Annotated in this window: 17 protein-coding genes and 1 other annotated feature; of the genes, 6 read left to right on the plus strand and 11 right to left on the minus strand. The window is 45.2% G+C overall.

Features of this window, described 5'->3' with window-relative positions; all coding sequences use genetic code 11:
• The first annotated feature begins 125 nt into the window (after positions 1-125).
• Positions 126-758, plus strand: coding sequence for a GTP pyrophosphokinase YwaC (gene ywaC, locus RAC86_RS21850; protein ID WP_003222250.1), 633 nt, complete (start codon positions 126-128; stop codon positions 756-758).
• A gap of 29 nt (positions 759-787) precedes the next feature.
• On the opposite strand, the gene RAC86_RS21855 is transcribed toward ywaC, so the two are convergent.
• From RAC86_RS21855 to ywaE, 3 genes are all read right to left on the minus strand, one after another.
• Positions 788-2,155, minus strand: a complete 1,368-nt coding sequence (locus tag RAC86_RS21855) for a M28 family metallopeptidase (protein ID WP_072565482.1) — start codon at positions 2,153-2,155, stop codon at positions 788-790.
• A gap of 155 nt (positions 2,156-2,310) precedes the next feature.
• Positions 2,311-3,552, minus strand: coding sequence for a tyrosine--tRNA ligase (gene tyrS / locus RAC86_RS21860; protein WP_072565481.1), 1,242 nt, complete (start codon positions 3,550-3,552; stop codon positions 2,311-2,313).
• A 41-nt stretch (positions 3,553-3,593) separates the two neighbouring features.
• Positions 3,594-3,806, minus strand: a binding site (T-box leader).
• Positions 3,801-4,316: a tyrZ transcriptional regulator YwaE gene (ywaE, locus tag RAC86_RS21865; protein ID WP_072565480.1), complete on the minus strand. Its 516-nt coding sequence runs from the start codon at positions 4,314-4,316 to the stop codon at positions 3,801-3,803. (Overlaps the previous feature by 6 nt.)
• A gap of 151 nt (positions 4,317-4,467) precedes the next feature.
• On the opposite strand from ywaE, the gene RAC86_RS21870 reads away from it, so the two are divergent.
• Together RAC86_RS21870 and RAC86_RS21875 are read left to right on the plus strand one after the other, a co-directional pair.
• A complete protein-coding gene (locus RAC86_RS21870) occupies positions 4,468-5,181 on the plus strand; it encodes a YwaF family protein (protein WP_061186568.1) in 714 nt (237 codons plus the stop codon).
• Between the two features lie 110 nt (positions 5,182-5,291).
• Positions 5,292-6,152 carry a glycosyltransferase family 8 protein gene (locus RAC86_RS21875; RefSeq protein WP_014115643.1) on the plus strand — a complete coding sequence of 287 codons (861 nt, stop codon included), beginning with the start codon at positions 5,292-5,294 and terminating at the stop codon, positions 6,150-6,152.
• A 53-nt stretch (positions 6,153-6,205) separates the two neighbouring features.
• Here the strand turns inward: RAC86_RS21875 and sacY are convergent, their stop codons facing one another.
• From sacY to epr, 3 genes are all read right to left on the minus strand, one after another.
• Positions 6,206-7,048 (minus strand): transcription antiterminator SacY, encoded by an 843-nt coding sequence (gene sacY, locus RAC86_RS21880; RefSeq protein WP_014115642.1) that lies wholly within the window; start codon positions 7,046-7,048, stop codon positions 6,206-6,208.
• Between the two features lie 53 nt (positions 7,049-7,101).
• Positions 7,102-8,481 carry a SacY negative regulator SacX gene (sacX, locus tag RAC86_RS21885; protein ID WP_061186565.1) on the minus strand — a complete coding sequence of 460 codons (1,380 nt, stop codon included), beginning with the start codon at positions 8,479-8,481 and terminating at the stop codon, positions 7,102-7,104.
• A 447-nt stretch (positions 8,482-8,928) separates the two neighbouring features.
• Entirely contained in the window at positions 8,929-10,866 is a 1,938-nt protein-coding gene (gene epr / locus RAC86_RS21890) for a minor protease Epr (RefSeq protein ID WP_072565479.1), read from the minus strand.
• Between the two features lie 227 nt (positions 10,867-11,093).
• Here epr and celB point away from each other — a divergent pair, with 227 nt between their 5' ends.
• Together celB and RAC86_RS21900 are read left to right on the plus strand one after the other, a co-directional pair.
• Positions 11,094-12,410: a PTS cellobiose transporter subunit IIC gene (celB, locus tag RAC86_RS21895; protein WP_072565478.1), complete on the plus strand. Its 1,317-nt coding sequence runs from the start codon at positions 11,094-11,096 to the stop codon at positions 12,408-12,410.
• Between the two features lie 98 nt (positions 12,411-12,508).
• A complete protein-coding gene (locus RAC86_RS21900; protein ID WP_072565477.1) occupies positions 12,509-13,186 on the plus strand; it encodes a DUF2711 family protein in 678 nt (225 codons plus the stop codon).
• 37 nt (positions 13,187-13,223) lie between these two features.
• Here RAC86_RS21900 and glxA read toward each other — a convergent pair whose 3' ends face one another.
• The gene (glxA, locus tag RAC86_RS21905; protein ID WP_003236077.1) at positions 13,224-13,604 is read right to left on the minus strand and encodes a glyoxalase GlxA; all 381 of its coding nucleotides are present in this window, start codon (positions 13,602-13,604) and stop codon (positions 13,224-13,226) included.
• Positions 13,605-13,726: 122 nt separating this feature from the next.
• On the opposite strand from glxA, the gene RAC86_RS21910 reads away from it, so the two are divergent.
• Complete coding sequence (locus tag RAC86_RS21910) at positions 13,727-14,914, plus strand: class I SAM-dependent rRNA methyltransferase (RefSeq protein ID WP_072565476.1); 1,188 nt, start codon at positions 13,727-13,729, stop codon at positions 14,912-14,914.
• Positions 14,915-14,942: 28 nt separating this feature from the next.
• Here the strand turns inward: RAC86_RS21910 and RAC86_RS21915 are convergent, their stop codons facing one another.
• From RAC86_RS21915 to RAC86_RS21930, 4 genes are all read right to left on the minus strand, one after another.
• Positions 14,943-15,140 (minus strand): YwbE family protein, encoded by a 198-nt coding sequence (locus RAC86_RS21915; protein ID WP_003222222.1) that lies wholly within the window; start codon positions 15,138-15,140, stop codon positions 14,943-14,945.
• A 32-nt stretch (positions 15,141-15,172) separates the two neighbouring features.
• Entirely contained in the window at positions 15,173-16,375 is a 1,203-nt protein-coding gene (locus RAC86_RS21920; RefSeq protein ID WP_072565475.1) for an MFS transporter, read from the minus strand.
• Between the two features lie 105 nt (positions 16,376-16,480).
• Positions 16,481-17,158 carry a CidB/LrgB family autolysis modulator gene (locus tag RAC86_RS21925; protein ID WP_014478359.1) on the minus strand — a complete coding sequence of 226 codons (678 nt, stop codon included), beginning with the start codon at positions 17,156-17,158 and terminating at the stop codon, positions 16,481-16,483.
• Positions 17,140-17,416 (minus strand): CidA/LrgA family holin-like protein (locus RAC86_RS21930; RefSeq protein ID WP_377886022.1); only part of this gene is annotated, 277 nt, incomplete at its 5' end. The genes RAC86_RS21925 and RAC86_RS21930, both read right to left, overlap by 19 nt.

The raw sequence follows: 17,416 nt of genomic DNA on the forward strand, positions 1-17,416 counted from the left end.
TTTCTTGCGGTCTTTTTTTGTTACATTCGACCGCATTTTGTAAAAAAATTCATAAAACCATGCTGCAGGCAGGCACGTCTAGTACATGGACAGCGGATAAAGATCCGTTAAAGGAGATGACGAAAATGGATTTATCTGTAACACATATGGACGATTTAAAAACAGTAATGGAAGATTGGAAAAATGAATTATTAGTTTATAAATTTGCGCTCGATGCCTTGGATACAAAATTCTCAATTATCAGCCAGGAATATAACCTCATTCACGGACACAACCCGATTGAACATACGAAATCCCGTGTTAAAAGCTTTGAAAGCATCGTGAATAAGTTAATGAGAAAGGGCTGCGAAATTACGACGAAGGAAATGAAGGAGCACATCAATGACATTGCCGGTGTGCGTATCATTTGTTCCTTTATTTCTGATATTTATAATGTCGTTAACGTGCTAAAGCAGCATGAAGATTTGAGAATTGTAAAAGTGAAGGATTATATCCAGACGCCAAAACCGAACGGCTACCGAAGTCTGCATTTAATCATTGAGATGCCTGTGAATTTAACGAACCGTGTGGAATACGTCAAAGCAGAAATTCAAATCCGGACGATCGCGATGGATTTCTGGGCGAGCCTTGAACATAAAATTTACTATAAATTGAACAATGACGTTCCTAAGCAATTAACAGATGAGCTGAAGGAAGCGGCCGAGATTGCCCATTATCTAGATGAGAAAATGCTGGGGATTAAGAAAGAAGTGGATTAAAAAAAGACGGCAGCAATGCGCCGTCTTTTTTATTTGATATCTTCATAAATGTCGGAGGCTTTGGCCTTTATTTGTTTCTTAATGGCTTTTGGTTTCTTCTCTTTTTTCACAGCTTGATAGACAGCGGCGGTTATAAGATCACCGGCTTGCTGAAGGCGTTCTTTGCTGATATGTTCGATCGAGTCTTCAGGGGTGTGGTACCACGGTTCAACTTCTTCTGTTTCTGGGTCTCCCCAAATAAAGTTGGCGGAATCAATGCCGGCTTCGTGGAACGGCACATGATCAGATGATCCTCCCTGTGTGAGAGACAGGCTGTCAAACCCAATTTTTTCAGCGGCCGTATGGCTGGATTCCCAAACATAGTTGGATTGGCCGTCCAATGTGTTGACATACAGCTCAGACGCATTCTCCCAGCTTGTGCCTACCATGTCTAAGTTAAAGTTCACTTCGCTTCGTTTCAGCTCTTTATCCGATAGGTGATCAACATAATGAGAGGAGCCGAGCAGGCCGAGCTCTTCAGCGCCGAAAGCGATAAAGCGGATTTCTTTGTCAGAAGGAATGCTTTTTAAGACGCGCGCCATTTCCAGCATGACAGAGGTTCCTGAGCCGTTGTCATTTGCTCCGGGCGAAAAAGGAACACTGTCGTAATGGGCCGTCACGTACACAATGTCTGGATGTTTGATGTTCTTTGGTTTTTTGATTCCGATGATGTTCTGGGAGGTTTGGTTTGTGATTGCGTTTAGTTTTAAAGTTGCTTCTTTTTGCTGAGTAAGGGTTTCACCGTCTTCTTTCTTAATTCCGACGACAGGAACGCCGACTTTATTTCCCGACAGGTTTGGCGTCACAGGCACGAGGCTTTCTTTGTTGTTATAAATGATGACAGCCTTGGCTCCGGCGGCTTCGGCATTTTTGGCTTTCTCGTAAAATGTAAGATCTCCTCTGGAAATCAAGGCAATTTTGCCCTTAACGTCAGCGGTGAAGTCCTCTGGATAGCCCAAGCCGGCATTGTAAAGCGGAGCCGTCAGCCCTTGTTCTTCAGTCGGGGCAGAGCCGGATGCCGCTCGGAGAAGAATATCGCGTCCTGCTGAAGACAGCGTTCCCTCAAGCCGGTCAGGGATACCGAAACGTTGAACCTTCACATCAAGTTTTAATTTTCTCAAGGATGAAGCGATTAACAGGGCACTCTTTTTTTCGGCGGCAGTTCCGGCTATTCTGGGACCGATTGTTTCACTAAGCTGAGAAATGGTTGAATACGCACGCTTTGCTTTGAATGGGAGCTCTCGCTCGCTATCTGATATTTGAACAGCGCGCGCGGCAGGGGTGACGCTCTGTGCCGGCATGATGATCGTGCCAGCAGTTAAAACGGCCATCGTCATTACAGTCAAAAGCTTTTTCATCAGAATTAAACCTCCCCTAAATGTATGGATGGGGAATATTTCGGGATGCTAAAAGAATTTCCTGCAAAAGGGAGAGCGTTTTTGAAAAGACAGTGCTTTATACCTGCAAAAAAACGCTTATGAAAGACAGGTCATAAGCGCGTCGGGATATCAGACTATTGGAGTTTTAAAAACTTGCGTTTGCCGACTTGGATGATCATATTTTCCTTTATCACTGCATCAGCGTGGATATCTGTTATTTTCTCTCCGTTAATTCGGACACCTCCGTTTTGAATCATGCGGCGCGCCTCGCTCTTCGAAGAGAGGAGCTCTAGCTTGACGAGCAGATCAATAATCGCTATCGTTTTCTCGCCTTTCCAGTTCACAGCCGGAATATCCTCTGGCAGGCTGTTTTCCTGAAAGACTGTTTTAAATGAGTGTTCGGCGGCTTCAGCGGCATCCGCTCCGTGATACATTCGGACGAGCGTTTTGGCTAAAAGCATTTTGGCATCCCTTGGATGAACGGCGCCGGTTTCTAAGTCTTTCACGAGCTGTTTTTTCTCTTCAAGCTCTAAGTCTGTTGCCAAGTGGATGTATTTTTTCATCAGGCTGTCGGGCAGTGACATCGTTTTCCCGTACATGTCGTTTGGATGTTCGTCAATGCCGATGTAGTTATGTTTCGATTTCGACATTTTTTCAACACCGTCCAAGCCTTCCAAGAGCGGCATAAGAATGACGACTTGTTTTTCTTTGTTGTATCGTTCTTGGAAGTGCCGTCCCATCAGTACATTGAAATGCTGGTCTGTTCCGCCTAGTTCAATATCGCTTTCCAGAACGACGGAATCGTATCCCTGCATCAATGGGTAAAAGAATTCATGCAGCGAGATCGGTTTTTGCATAGCGATGCGTTCTTCAAAGTCGTCGCGCTCCATCAGGCGGGCTACGGTTATTTTGCCTGCCAATTCAATGACATCCTCCAGATTCAATGTTTTCAGCCATTTCGAGTTGTAGTGAAGCTCGACTTTTTCAGGATCCAGCACTTTTCCGAATTGCTGAAAATATGTTTTGGCGTTGTGCTGAACTTCTTCATCAGTCAGCTGCTTTCTGGCTGCTGACTTTCCGGTCGGATCACCGATTTTTCCTGTGAAATCCCCAATTAACAGCTGGACTATGTGGCCGTTTTCTTGAAATTGGCGAAGCTTGTTTAACACAACCGTATGGCCCAAATGTACATCCGGTGCAGACGGATCTAATCCGAGCTTAATTTTAAGCGGTGTGCCTGTCGAAATCGATTTAACGAGCTTCGCCCTTAATTCCTCCGGCGGTATGACTTCTTGGGCGCCTGTCATGTATAGCTGTAGCTGTCTTTCGACTTCTTTTTGCTGTGCTGCTGTGAGCTGTTCAAATGTTTTCATCATTCTTCCTCCTTTTTTAAAAACACAAAAAAGAGCCCATCCCGATAAGGGACGTGGCTCAATGCACGCGGTACCACCCTGGTTGAAGACATCGTCTTCCGCTCATTCGAATAACGGTTTCCCGTTCTTTGCTACTAAGGTTCACAAAGAAAGCTCGGGGAGGTAATTCACGTTTGCCTGTGCGCCGGCTCGCACCTACCGCCGGCTCTCTGAAACAGGGAGACAAACCGCTACTGGATTCCCGTCAAAGCTTATGCTGTATGAAGATTGTCAGCTACCTTTCTAAGCAGCTCTGTCAGTGTTTTCTGTTCGTCTTTCGTCATCCCCGCAATGAGTTCTGTTTCCCCTTTGTGAAACTCCGGATAAAGCTCTTCTATCGCTTGTTTGCCGGAATCGGTGATGGAGACAAACACGAGTCGTCGATCTCTTGTGTCGATGCTTTTACGGCAAAAACTCTTTTTTTCGAGCGTTTTGATCACGTTGCTTGCTGTAGCTGTTGAAATGCCTGACAGCTCAGCAATTTTTCTCGTTTCGAGCGCTCCCCATACCCATAGATCATAAAGAATGGAGAAAGCTGTCCAAGAAAGGCTATAGGAAGAAAGAACCTCAGTCTCCATTTTGACACGGAGCTTTTGCGCTGACCGATACAGATTCGTCGCAATCGATATGGCTTCCAGGTTCAGTGACTCAACGGGCATTTGTTTAAGCTTAGAAAGTGTGTCGTGTTCTTCTTTCCGAAGCTGCTGATGTTGATAGGAACGTTCCATTTTTTTAAGCCTGCCTTAAATTATCAGAATCATTAGCTATGAAATGAATTCTAACAGAGTCTGATGTGAACTTCAAGCCTATATATCGGTTGAATAAAAAAGGCCCTAACTACACCAAAATAAACAAAAACCCGCAAACGGGGGTGCAATCTTGCAAAAATATGTTCAATCCGTCTATAAACATGATCCGTTTCACCTTTTTTCAGCAGAGCATGTGGTGACGTTAGCAATCATTGCTCTTTTGGCCATTCTGTTGTTTCTGTTCCGAGAGGCGGTCAAGCGGCCTAAGGTCAGCCAGTTTTTGCGTTATTTGTTTGTGTTTCTGTTGCTTGGTTCGCAAATCGGCTATCAAATATGGATGATCGCCACGGGCAGATGGTCGGTGCGCACTTCATTGCCTCTCCAGCTTAGTGACCTGTCGGTGTATTTGTCAGCCATCATGCTGGTGACCAAAAGCAGGAGGCTGTTTGTATTTTTATATTTTGTCGGCATCGGCAGCTCGATTCAGGCTCTTTTGACACCTGACCTCGGTATGTTTTCATTTCCGCATGTGCGATATATCCTCTTTTTTATTTCGCATGGGTCTGTGTTTTTATCCTGCCTGCTGATGGCGGTGGTCGGCACTTACAGAATGGGCCAGCGCTCTTTATGGGTGACAGTCCTGATTGTCAATGTGTACGGCATCTGCATTTATCTGCTTGATCGGTGGCTTGGCGCCAATTATATGTATTTGACGAAAAAACCGGGCGGCTCTTCTCTTTTAGATGTTCTCGGGCCTTGGCCGTGGTACATCGCTTCGGCTGAAGCCATAACGATCGCCAGCTTTTACATCCTTTATTGGCTTTATCGCATGTTCAAAAAATGACACCTTTTTTGTTGTATAGCACATTCTGTCTAAAAAAATATTGAAGAATAGTGTTTAATTTTCTGAAATCGGGAATGTAATTTGTACAACACAAAGGGAGATGAATATCATTGAAGAAAGATGAAGTTATGCATATCGTATCATGCGCAGATGATAATTATGCTCGTCATTTAGGTGGGATGTTCGTTTCTTTATTGACAAATATGGATCAGGAGAGAGAGATAAAATTATACGTCATTGATGGCGGAATTAAGCCTGATAACAAAAAAAGACTGGAAGAAACCACATTGAAATTCGGCGTGCCGATTGAGTTTTTAGAAGTGGATACCAATATGTATGAACATGCGGTAGAAAGCAGCCATATTACAAAAGCGGCGTATTACCGCATTTCGATTCCTGACTTAATTAAGGATGAGAGCATCAAACGAATGATTTATATCGATTGTGATGCGATTATTCTTGAGGATATTTCGAAACTGTGGGACTTGGATATTGCTCCATATACGGTTGCTGCTGTTGAGGATGCTGGGCAGCATGAACGCCTGAAAGAAATGAACGTCACTGATACAGGGAAGTATTTTAACTCAGGTATCATGATTATTGATTTTGAACCTTGGAGAAAGCAAAACATCACAGAAAAAGTCATCAACTTTATCAATGAAAACCCGTCTGAAGACTTTCTTGTGCTGCACGACCAAGATGCACTGAATGCGATCTTATATGATAAGTGGTATGAGCTTCACCCGCGCTGGAACGCTCAAACATACATCATGTTAAAACTGAAAACACCTCCGACACTGTTAGGACGGAAGCAATATAATGAAACGAGAGAAAACCCGGCAATCGTGCACTTCTGCGGCGGAGAAAAGCCTTGGAACTCCAATACAAAGCATCCGTATCGCGATGAGTATTTCCATTACATGTCCTATACGAAGTGGAATACGATCGGGAACCCGGCCATCAACCAATAAATTGAATATAAAAAACGCTTTTGATCATCTCAAAAGCGTTTTTTTTGTTTGCCTCAGCGTGCGACTGACCGCTGGTAAAACCGCTGAATATGCATGGCAATGTAGCACAATTCTTTATCAGGAAACTCAAAGCCGTATTCCTTCTTCACAAATGTGCCGATGCTTAGGGCACACAGGAAGGCATCCTTAAACTTCTCTTTAATAATGTCGATCATTTCTGCATCCAGCTCGTAAATGGATTCGCCCGCTTTGATATGCTGAATGGCAAAGCGGAGATGGGTCACAAGCCGTTCATAAGAGATGGTATCTTCAACAATATTGATCGCCAGCTGAATTTCAATAATCTCGATAATATCACGGATCATTGTTGTAATATCAAGCGTCTGTGTCATATCACCAGCATTGTTTCTTGCTGTGTGGATGTGCATGGCGATATTGCCGATTTCATCATCAGGAATGTGAATCCCCAGTTTCTCTTTAATCAGCGCTCTGGCCCACAAGCCGATCTGGAATTCCTTCGGATAAAGGACTTTGATCTCATTCAGCAGCGGATTTTTGATGACCATCCCATTGCTCAGGCGTTCAATCGCAAAAGATAGATGGTCTGAAAAAGCGACGTGAATGCGCTCGTTGATTTTAATGTTCAGCTCTTTTTCGGCATGGGAGATAATTTGCTCAGAAATCTGAATATGGTCTTCCGGCAATGTTTCTAAAATCTCTTCGAATTGCTTATAGTCAGCTGTATCTTTTCTGACAAAGGTTTTTTCTATTTTTGATGGATCGACAATATCATTCTTCTTTTTGTCGAACGCAATTCCTGCACCTAAGAGAATCTTCTCTTCATTTTGATCCTTTACGACGATAGCATTATGATTTAAGATTCTTTTAATTTTCATAGCTTTTTTGTCCTTTCATCCCCCGTTTTATGAATGAAAACGAATAAATCCATTTATTCTGTCTCTTCTTTAAACCCGAGAAACAATGTAGCTATAAAAGCAGAGACGGCCGCGATCAAAAAACCGATCATATAATGAACAAAATTGGCGGCGCCGAACGGCAGTACGATTGAAATCATCGGAATGCCTGTCAGCCCGTAGGAATTCGACACGACATGTACCGCAACCACGTATGCTCCGCCAATAGCGCCGCCGATGGCAGCTCCGATAAAGGGACGGATCAGTTTGACATTAACCCCGAATACAATCGGCTCTACAATGCCTAAAAACGCGGTCAGGGAAGCGGGGAGCGCAATTTTCTTCAGGCTTGATTGTTTTGTTTTGAAGAAAACCGCAAGCCCCGCTCCGCCTTGGGCCACATTCGCCATCGACCATATCGGCACTAAAAAGTTCACGCCGACATGCGGATCTGCAAGCAGCGTTGCTTCAATCGCATAAAAGCTATGATGCAAGCCGGATAGAACGATAGTGGAGTAGATGCCGCCGAACAGGGCTCCGGCAGCAATGCCGGCGTGATCATAAATATAGACAATCGACTGTGTCATGATTTGGCCGATGATGGACGCGGCGGGATTCATCACAATCAGCGCGAGGCACCCTGTCACCATGACCGTAATAAAAGGAATGATGACGACATCAAGCGACTTCGGCACAATTGATTTTAATAGCTTCTCGATTTGGCTCATGACATACACGGAGAGAAGAATTGGTATAATGGAGCCCTGATAGCCCATCATTGGAATATGCAGCCCCCAGATGTCTAAGGAAGCGGGGGTTTTGCTGCCAAGCATAGACGGGTCCAGCAGATCAGGATGCGTCAGGAGCCCTGCTATGACTGCCCCTAAATATGGGTTGCTGCCAAATTGCCGTGCGGCACTGAAACCGACCAAAATCGGCAGCAAAATAAAGGCTGTGCTGGACACGAGGTCGAGCACTTTGATCCATGGGCTGTCGGCTGCGAACCAGTGAAACACCTTAATCATTCCGATCAGCCCCATAAGCAGGCCGCTTGCTGTTATCGCCGGGATAATCGGCACAAAAATATCGGACAGTGTTTTCGCAAATACGGCGACAGGGCTCAGCTTCCGGCTGGCCTTTTTCTGCTGAACAGGCTTTTCAGAAGGCGCGGCCTCCCACACGTGAACGACTTCTTTATATATTTTGTTGACGACGCCTGCTCCGAAGATAATCTGGAATAACCCATATCGGAAAAAGGTACCCTGCACACCTTGCAGATTTTCAATAGCATGTATATCGATTTTCGTCTCGTCCTTTACCTCAAAACGAAGACGGGTTGTACAATGGCTGATGCTGATAATATTGCTTTTTCCTCCTGCGAGGAGCAATAGTTCTTTTGCAATCTCTTTTTGCAAGCAATCAAAACCTCCTTTGCTGAAGAAAAGTCGGCTTGTTCATCGTATCAAATGAAAAGTTGACAATCAAAATGAAAAAAGTGAGAAATACCGGCTGAAAATGACAAAACGTGCAAGGACAACAAAAAATGCCCGCGTCGGTGACGGAGCATTAGAATAGGGGGTTGTCCATGGCGCCGTTATGAGCCCAACACGAAAAGAAGAGTTAAAATGCCCTGTTTTTTAGGCACTAATACTCCCTTTGCATCATTGGGTCTTGCCTGCCTGCCAGTCACAATCCCTCCATATGTGGTGATAACTGTAATAACGTTCATTTTATGCTGTTCATGGCCGGATAGCAATAGTAGGAAAAGCCTGTGCGTTGAATGGGAAAAAGGTTGTATGTGGTGTTTTTTGGAATGGAAAAAGCCTGTGAGACCCAGAATACAAGTCTTACAGGTTTTTTGGTTACTTTTTCGGTTTGACGGCATTCAGCCGTTTTTGCAGCTTTGTTTTTTCATTGGATGCTTTTAATTGATTCACTGCAGACTGAGCGGATGTCTTTGATTTTTTTGTTTTGTCTTTTTCCGCTTTTTTCACTTTTGCTTTGGCAGTTTCGACTTTTTTTGCTTCGGCTGCCGCCACTTTTTTCTTCACTTTATCTAACCGTTTTTGCAATGCCGTTTTGTCCTTGCCTGATTGAAGCTGGTTGACTGCTGATTGTGCTTTTGCCGCATTTGCATCAGTTGATTTCTTTTCAGCTGCAGATACGGATTGCTGCGCCGTTTTCAAATTGGTGCTTTTCACTTTGTTTAGGCGTTTTTGCAGGGACGTTTTTTCTGAACTTGCTGGCAGCTTGCTGACTGCTGATTGTGCGCTGTCGACATCTGTTTTCCTTTTGCTTTTTTCCGCCTTCGCTACTTTCTCTTTCGCCTGCTTTGATGCGATGTAGCGTTTTACTTGGTCTAAGCGTTTTTGCAGGTTCTTTTTGTCTGTTCCGTTCGGCAGCTTGTTAATGGCAGCTTGTGCTGTATCAACAGTTTGCTGTGTTTTATACTTTTCTGCCTTTGCGACTTTGTCTTTCGCATCCTTTACATTTCTGTATGACTGTACTTTATCCAGTCTTTTTTTCAGGGCTGTTTTGGCGTCAGAATTCGGCAGCTGGCTGACGAGTTCTCTCGCTTTGTCGATATCGGTTTGTGCTTTTGTTTGTTCTGCTTTTTTCACTGCTTGCTCTGCTGTCGCGTACGCTGAATCTGTTGCCTGCGCTTTATATTGGATTAAGCCGTAGCCAAATTGCTGATCGCGGCCTGCGGTTCCAAGATCAACGATATGTTTCTGCATATCTGCGCGAAGCTGCACGTTTGTCTCGGCAGGATCCCGCTGTTTTAACAAAGCAAACATGGCAGCGGCGTGCGGTGTCGCTTGGGATGTTCCGCTTCCAGTTGCATAATATTGGTTTAAATATGTGCTCGTGATGTTTGTTCCCGGCGCTGAAAATTCAACTTCATCTCCAGTTGTTGAGAAGGAGGCAAGCTGATTCTTTTCGTTTGTCGCTGAAACCGCAATGACACTGTTGTATGCTGCCGGATAGTTCACAGGCTTGCCGTTCCCGTCGTTACCGCTTGCGGCAACGAGCAGAATACCTTGTTCATATGCTTTGTCTACGGCGTCATGAAGGATTTTGCTGTCTGACGTCGTGCCAAGGCTCATATTGACGATGTCCATCCCGTGGGTGATTGACCAGTCGATTCCTTGGAGAAGGCTTTGAAGATCCCCCGAGCCGTTCTGATCAAGCGCTTTAACCGCGTATACTTGTGCTTCCGGTGCGATGCCGTCAATTCCGTAGCCGTTATGCTTGGCTCCGATAATCCCTGCGACATGTGTTCCGTGGCCGTTATCATCTTTGTAAGAAGAGGTATAACTGACAGCTGAATACCCGCCGGCAATCGACAGGTCATCGTGGGGGGAGATCCCGCTGTCAATGACTGCAATTTTGACATTTTTGCCTGTCAGTCCTGCCTTCCAAGCCTGTTTTGCCTGAATAGGCTCAAGGTTCCATTGCTCGAAGTTGCCAGAGGTGTCAGTGCCGTCTGACAGCACTTTGAAATCCGTACTGCCTGCTGCGGTGAATGAGACATTGTTTTCGACATACAAAATATCAGGATCCTGTTTTAATTCTTTCACTGTCTCCTGATCTGCTGTGACCGCTACCGCCGGAAGATGCGTATACTGCTGTTCAACCTCAGCATCGCTGTCCAGGACGGTTTCTTTTCCGGCCTTGTTTTTATAAACCACAATAACCTCTTTTTCGCTGCTGTTTTGCGCATGCGCGAGAGGGCCTATGGCCAGAAAACTGACAAACAGAGTGACTGATACAACAAGCTTGCATGACATGTTTTTCATGATTCATCTCCTTTTTCTATGATGTTTGATATATATATCGGAGGAAAAAAGAGAGTTTGACAGTAAGGAGGAAAAATATTTTCATGGACTGGATTGTTCAGCAGCATGTGGATTTTTTCCGCAGGAAGAGGAAATTTTCCAAATGAATTTGTAAGCGTTTTCAAAATAAGATAAAGAAAACATTGCGAAGGTTGTTCACAAAGCAATGAAAAAAGGGGGCTTTTCAGATGAGCGCATTCACTCGGGTGATGGAAGAAAAAATAATGCCTGTCGCTGGAAAAATTGCCGGGCAGCGGCATCTCAGCGCTTTGCGTGACGGAATTATCCTGACCATGCCGCTGATTATTATCGGGTCTGTCTTTTTGATTTTAACGAGCCTGCCGATTCCCGGTTATGCGGATTTCATGACGAGTGTGTTTGGGAAAGAGTGGGCGGATAAGCTCGGTTATCCCGTTAATGCTTCATTTGATATTATGGCGATGATCGCCGCTTTTGGAATCGCCTATCGTCTTGCGGAAAGCTATGGTGTCGATGCCCTTTCTGCCGGAGCGATATCAATTGCCGCATTTCTATTGGCAACGCCGTTCGAGGTGCCGTTTACGCCGGATGGCTCAACGGAATCCATCTTGGTCGGTGGCGGAATCCCGATTACACTGCTTGGCAGCAAGGGTTTATTTGTCGCCATGCTGATCGCTTTGTTTTCAACTGAAATGTATCGGTGCATTATTCAAAAAAATATCGTCTTCAAAATGCCAGACGGCGTGCCGCCGGCGGTAAGTAAATCATTTGTCGCGCTGATTCCCGGCTTTATCATTGTGTTTCTCGTGTGGCTGGCACGTCTTCTGATTGAAATGACGCCTTTTCAGAGCCTGCACAATGTCGTAGGAGACCTGCTTGGCACACCGCTTTCCATTCTTGGCGGCAGTCTCGGCGGGAGCCTGATTGCTGAATTTGTGCAGATGCTGCTATGGTCGTGCGGGATTCACGGAGCTTCAATCATTGGCGGAATCATGGCGCCGATTTGGTATGGCGCGATGGATGCCAACCGTCTCGCGTTCCAAGCGGGAGAGGCGCTACCAAGTATTTTCACAACCCAGTTTTTTCAAATTTGGATTAATGTCGGCGGAAGCGGAGCGACGCTGGCGCTTGTCCTGACGATGCTTGTGCGTTCCCGGAGCAAACAAATGAAGCAGCTTGGCCGATTAGGGATTGGGCCTGCGCTATTTAATATCAACGAGCCGATCATTTTCGGCATGCCGATTGTCATGAACCCGCTCCTCATTGTTCCATTCATCATCGCACCACTCCTCACGATTACAGCAACTTATATCGGCATGAGCACTGGACTGGTAGCAAGGCCGGCCGGAATCGCCGTGCCATGGACGATGCCGCCGCTCATATCAGGCTACCTGGCGACAGGCGGAAAGGTATCGGGCGCCGTTATGCAGCTAGTGAATCTGCTGATCACCTGCGCCATCTACTATCCGTTTTTCAGAATATGGGACCATCAAAAATGGCGGGAAGAGAGTGCGGATGGATCTTGAGATAAAGTGTGTTGTTAAAGCTAATCAGCCTGGGCCGTAGGGATGATTAGCTTCTTTCAATTAAAAGCAGATGTTAGAATATGTAAAGGGGGTGCGTGATGCTAGAATACATATGGTTTGATGACGAATCACCAATCTTAAAACAAATACCAGCAGAATACACATCAGCAGCTATTTTATTTTCTCCTTTTATTCAAATGCCTGAAGGATGGGAGAAAGAAAAGAGAAAAAATGAGTATGAACATATCTATCCAAATGATGAGGAAGTAAGGGAAAAAGGCAAAGCCGTTTCATGGAAGAAGATCAAGTCCTCTTGCGGCTTTCAAACAAATGCCGAGCTGGCGCTGGCTTTAATGACGTCGATAGGCGCCTTAAGGGATGAGTGCGGGAGAGAGGATTTGGCTGAAGTTTTACATGCAAATATAAATGAAGGCCTCTTTTATCCCAGTGAGGACCATATTTCAAATTTTCATATTCCCAGTTTGGTAGAAGTGTTTCGTTCGAACGGGTCCAATCAGTTTTATTACTCAGAACCGATTTGGGAAAACAGCGGCTTTCTGGACATAACTGAGGCTAACTTGCGGACGGTTCTTGATGATGCCGCCGCAGAGCTCATTTTAACTGATAAGAAAATGGACTTTGTGTTTATGAGTGTATATGACTCATTTATTAATGTCTTTTTATCGAAAGGTGAAAATATCAATGAGTTGGTTCAGCGTATGGGCTGGGAAGCCATGATCTGCGATGAGTCAACGTATATCAGTTGGTATAGATAAAAAAGAACGTACATTACATAATGTACGTTCTTTATTTTTATCTCTGAAAGAACTCAATCCACTCACCGTCAGGACCTTCGATATAGAAGTAACGGTACCCGTTTGGAAGTGTTGTGATCTCCTCGTCGATAAATTTCGCGTTCATTCTTTCCGCTTTTGTATATTCAGCCGCGATGTCATCCGTCAGCAGGGCAATGTGGTGCACTTTTCCTTCGACAGGAAGCTCGCTGCTGTAACCTTGAATCAGTTCGATTTCCGTTTCCGGACCGTCTTCAAAACCGAGAAAAGCAAGCTCAATCACACCGTTCGTGTGTGTGATGCGATCCTTCAATTTCATGCCGAGAACCTCTTCATAAAATGTGATGGACGCGTTGATATCCCTTACCATAATGCCTGTATGATCAATTCGTTTTGCCATGCTGCTCCTCCTCGTAACTCTTATTTGTCTATCGTAGAAAAACCTTTCCTTTCTGTCAATGCAGACAACTTGGCGTTTTGTGGTACGATAAGAGAAAGCATACAGAAAGAGGACGAATAGATATGAAGCTACTCACCCTAAAAAAAGCGCATACTGCAAAAATCAAAAAAGGCTATCCGCTCATCGATAAGGAAGCTCTCGCAGGGAGTGCGGGGCACGTGAAAGAAGGAGACCTCGTTGATATCGTGTCAGAGAGCGGCGAGTTTCTCGCGCGAGGTTATTATGGCCTGCAAAACAAAGGGGTCGGCTGGACGCTTACCCGCAATAAACAAGAACAGATTGACCAAGCATTTTTTCTCAGCAAATTATCAAAAGCGGTCCAAGCACGCGCCAAACTATTCGCTGCCCAAGATACAACGGCTTTCCGCCTGTTCAACGGTGAGGGAGACGGCGTCGGTGGCGTCACGATCGACTATTATGACGGCTACCTGCTGGTTCAATGGTACAGCAAAGGCATTTACACCTTTAAAGACATGCTGATTTCCGCTTTGGATGAGCTGGATCTTGATTATAAAGCGATTTACGAGAAAAAACGCTTCGACACGGCTGGACAATACGTTGAAGATGATGACTTCGTGAAAGGGAAAAGAGGCGAGTTCCCGATCATTATCCAGGAGAATGGCATTCAATACGCGGTGGACCTGAATGAAGGCGCTATGACGGGCATCTTTTTGGATCAAAGACATGTGCGCAAGGCCATTAGAGACCGCTATGCAAAAGGAAAAACAGTGTTAAATACGTTTTCTTATACGGGTGCATTTTCCGTGGCAGCGGCGCTTGGCGGAGCGGAGAAAACAACAAGCGTGGACGTGGCAAACCGAAGCCTGGCCAAAACGATCGAACAATTCAGCGTGAACAAGCTGGATTACGAGGCACACGACATTAAAGTGATGGACGTGTTTAAGTATTTTTCGTATGCGGCGAAAAAGGATCTGCTCTTTGATCTGATTATTCTCGACCCGCCTTCCTTTGCCCGCACAAAAAAACGCACCTTCAGCGCGGCCAAAGATTATAAAAACCTGCTGAAAGAAACGATCGCCATCACAGCTGACAAGGGCATCATCGTTGCTTCCACAAACAGCAGCGCCTTCAGCATGAAGAAATTCAAAGGCTTTATTGATGCCGCCTTTAAAGAAACAAATGAACGCTACACAATCATTGAGGAATTTACGCTGCCGGAGGATTTTAAAACGATTTCAGCGTTTCCGGAAGGCAACTACCTAAAAGTGGTCTTTCTGCAGAAAAAATAAAGCTGCCCTGTTCAGGAGCAGCTTTTTTCTATGTAGAAATGATTTTCTGGACGCGGCCGATGCGGCCATCTTCAAGCCGGACTTTAATGCCGTGCGGATGAAAGCTCGATTTCGTCAAAATATCCTTCACTGTCCCTCTCGTCAGTTTTCCTGTTTTTTGATCTGCCTTCAATACAATATCCACCTGTAATCCTTTTGAAATGCTGCTTCGCTCTTGCCCGTTCATAGCGCACATCCTTTCTTTTTTCATTATAGTCATTATGGTTTAAAAGTAACAGCCGGCTGATGAAGTGTATTTTTGTTTTTTTCTGCCTTCATTAAATATAATGTCAGCCCAAAGCCTGCTATGCTCAGCATGCCAAAAAGCAAGTAGACTGCGAAGATGGACACGTAGTCAAAAATGTAGCCGCCTGCAAATGTACAGAACCAGTTGCCGAATCCATTGCCGATGGCCGCGTACATGGTCAGCGCCGTCGCTTCAACGTGGCTAGGAGTAATCTTTTTTACGTATTGAAGCGCCGCGGGGATAAATAAACCGATGGCCACTCCCTGAAGAAAGACCGTCGCATAAATGAGCCATAATGAAGGCGCTGTGAAATAGAGCGCCCACCTGAATAATGAGACCCCGCCTGACAGCATAATGACGTTTAAAAGCCCCATTTTATCTATAAATGTTTGGGCAAATCGCATAAATGGAATTTCCGAAATCACGCCGATGAAAAATAAAATACCGATAGCGGAAAGTGACGCGCCGCTTTTGTCCAGAAAAAGACTGAAATACGTATTGTTCGCTAAGTTTGGAGCAAATGTTGTAAAGGTGATGATCATAAAGATGAGGAACGTTTTGTTGCTGATAAGCTCCCGGAATCCTTTGCGGATTTTGACCTTTGTTTTTGTTTTCTGCTGGCCCGGCATTTGTGAGGCCAATATGGCGGCAATGCACAGAAAGGCACAGCCAAAGATAAAGATCACGTGAATGGGATACAACTGATTCGTCACTTGTCCCATGACAAACACTGCGACGCCGAAGCCGAGAGAACCAAACAGGCGGATTCCGCCGTAGTTGCCGTTTGTTTCTTGTGTGTACCTTAGTGAAATGCTGTCCGATAATGGAATAATCGTGCTTTGAAAGGCTGCAAAACAGGCTGCAATCAAAATAAACATAGGAAAGCCGTCAAATGCAATATAGCCTAATCCCATGATGCCTGTGATTGATGTGCAAACCGCAAGCAGGCTTTTCGTTTTTTGCGTATAGTCGCTCAGCATGCCCCAAAACGGCTGAAAGAAAATCATCACAATCGGGCCGAGTGACATGATCAAGCCGACCTGTGATCCGCTTACATGCTGTTCTTTCGTTAAATACATACTGAGTAAGGGAATAATGCTGCCCGTGCCAAGAAAAGCAAACAAATAAAAACCTTTTAACGCGGCGTAATGCCGTCTCACCTGCAAGTTGTGCATGGGGTGCCTCCTTTGGTATCCACAAATTACATTATATTGGAATCCGCCAGCTTTTCAATAAGGGGAAGCACATAAAAAAACTGCCCTTGAGAGGACAGTTTTTTCTTACATAAATGAAAGTAAAAACGGCGCTGCGCAAAGCGTCATAATCGCAGCTAAGATCATTGACACGCTGGAAATCGTACCGGACACAGAGCTGAGTTCAAATGCTTTTGACGTTCCCGCGCCGTGTGCGCTTGTGCCGAGCAGCACGCCCCGCGCAATTTCATTATCAATGCGGAAATAGCGGATGACCATCGGGCCGATCACTGTGCCGAACAGAGCGGTTAAAATCACAAACACGGCTGTAACGGCAGGCATTCCGCCGATCATTTCAGATACGTTCATTGCGATCGGCGTTGTCACTGATCTCGGGACGAGGCTGTCAATTAAGCCGGTGCCGAGGTGAAGCCATTTCGCAATAAGAGCGGTTGAAATAATCGCGATACATGAACCGACGGCCACATTCAAAATAATTTCCACTGCGTATTTCTTTAAAACAGGGAAATATTTATAAAGCGGGATCGCGAATGCCACGGTGGCCGGCTGAAGCATATCGGTCAGCAATCCGCCGCCGAGATTATATGACTCGTACGGGACATTCACCAGCAGCAGCAGACCGACTAACACAGCGGGCGTCACCAATAGCGGCGACGTATAGACACGCGGAAAGCGTTGATATACCTTTTTTGCTCCTAAATACACCAAAACCGTTAAAAACAAACTTACAATTCCGATGAACACGTATGTTTTTTCTCCTTTCTTTTTGCAATGATTTGTGTAAGCGTTCCTGTAGACACCATCACGACAAATGTGCTGATGATGACAACAAGCAGAATGCTGACACCAAATTTCGACATAATGTCTCCGTATTCTATCACTCCGACGGCAGACGGGATAAAAAATAAAAGCAGCTCCCCGAGAAGCCACGCCGCGCCAAGCTCTATCCATTCAAGCTTGATGATTTTAAAGTGTAATAATGTGAAGAGTATCACAATCCCA

The organism is Bacillus sp. LR_5 (genome assembly GCF_042709275.1).

What these genes read in the sequence shown, in the direction of transcription:
- ywaC (WP_003222250.1), top strand. Translation starts at nt 126, where the DNA reads ATGGATTTATCTGTAACACATATGGACGATTTAAAAACAGTAATGGAA.
- RAC86_RS21855 (WP_072565482.1), bottom strand. Translation starts at nt 2,155, where the DNA reads ATGAAAAAGCTTTTGACTGTAATGACGATGGCCGTTTTAACTGCTGGC.
- tyrS (WP_072565481.1), bottom strand. Translation starts at nt 3,552, where the DNA reads ATGATGAAAACATTTGAACAGCTCACAGCAGCACAGCAAAAAGAAGTC.
- ywaE (WP_072565480.1), bottom strand. Translation starts at nt 4,316, where the DNA reads ATGGAACGTTCCTATCAACATCAGCAGCTTCGGAAAGAAGAACACGAC.
- sacY (WP_014115642.1), bottom strand. Translation starts at nt 7,048, where the DNA reads ATGAAAATTAAAAGAATCTTAAATCATAATGCTATCGTCGTAAAGGAT.
- epr (WP_072565479.1), bottom strand. Translation starts at nt 10,866, where the DNA reads ATGAAAAACATGTCATGCAAGCTTGTTGTATCAGTCACTCTGTTTGTC.
- celB (WP_072565478.1), top strand. Translation starts at nt 11,094, where the DNA reads ATGAGCGCATTCACTCGGGTGATGGAAGAAAAAATAATGCCTGTCGCT.
- RAC86_RS21900 (WP_072565477.1), top strand. Translation starts at nt 12,509, where the DNA reads ATGCTAGAATACATATGGTTTGATGACGAATCACCAATCTTAAAACAA.
- glxA (WP_003236077.1), bottom strand. Translation starts at nt 13,604, where the DNA reads ATGGCAAAACGAATTGATCATACAGGCATTATGGTAAGGGATATCAAC.
- RAC86_RS21910 (WP_072565476.1), top strand. Translation starts at nt 13,727, where the DNA reads ATGAAGCTACTCACCCTAAAAAAAGCGCATACTGCAAAAATCAAAAAA.
- RAC86_RS21915 (WP_003222222.1), bottom strand. Translation starts at nt 15,140, where the DNA reads ATGAACGGGCAAGAGCGAAGCAGCATTTCAAAAGGATTACAGGTGGAT.
- RAC86_RS21920 (WP_072565475.1), bottom strand. Translation starts at nt 16,375, where the DNA reads ATGCACAACTTGCAGGTGAGACGGCATTACGCCGCGTTAAAAGGTTTT.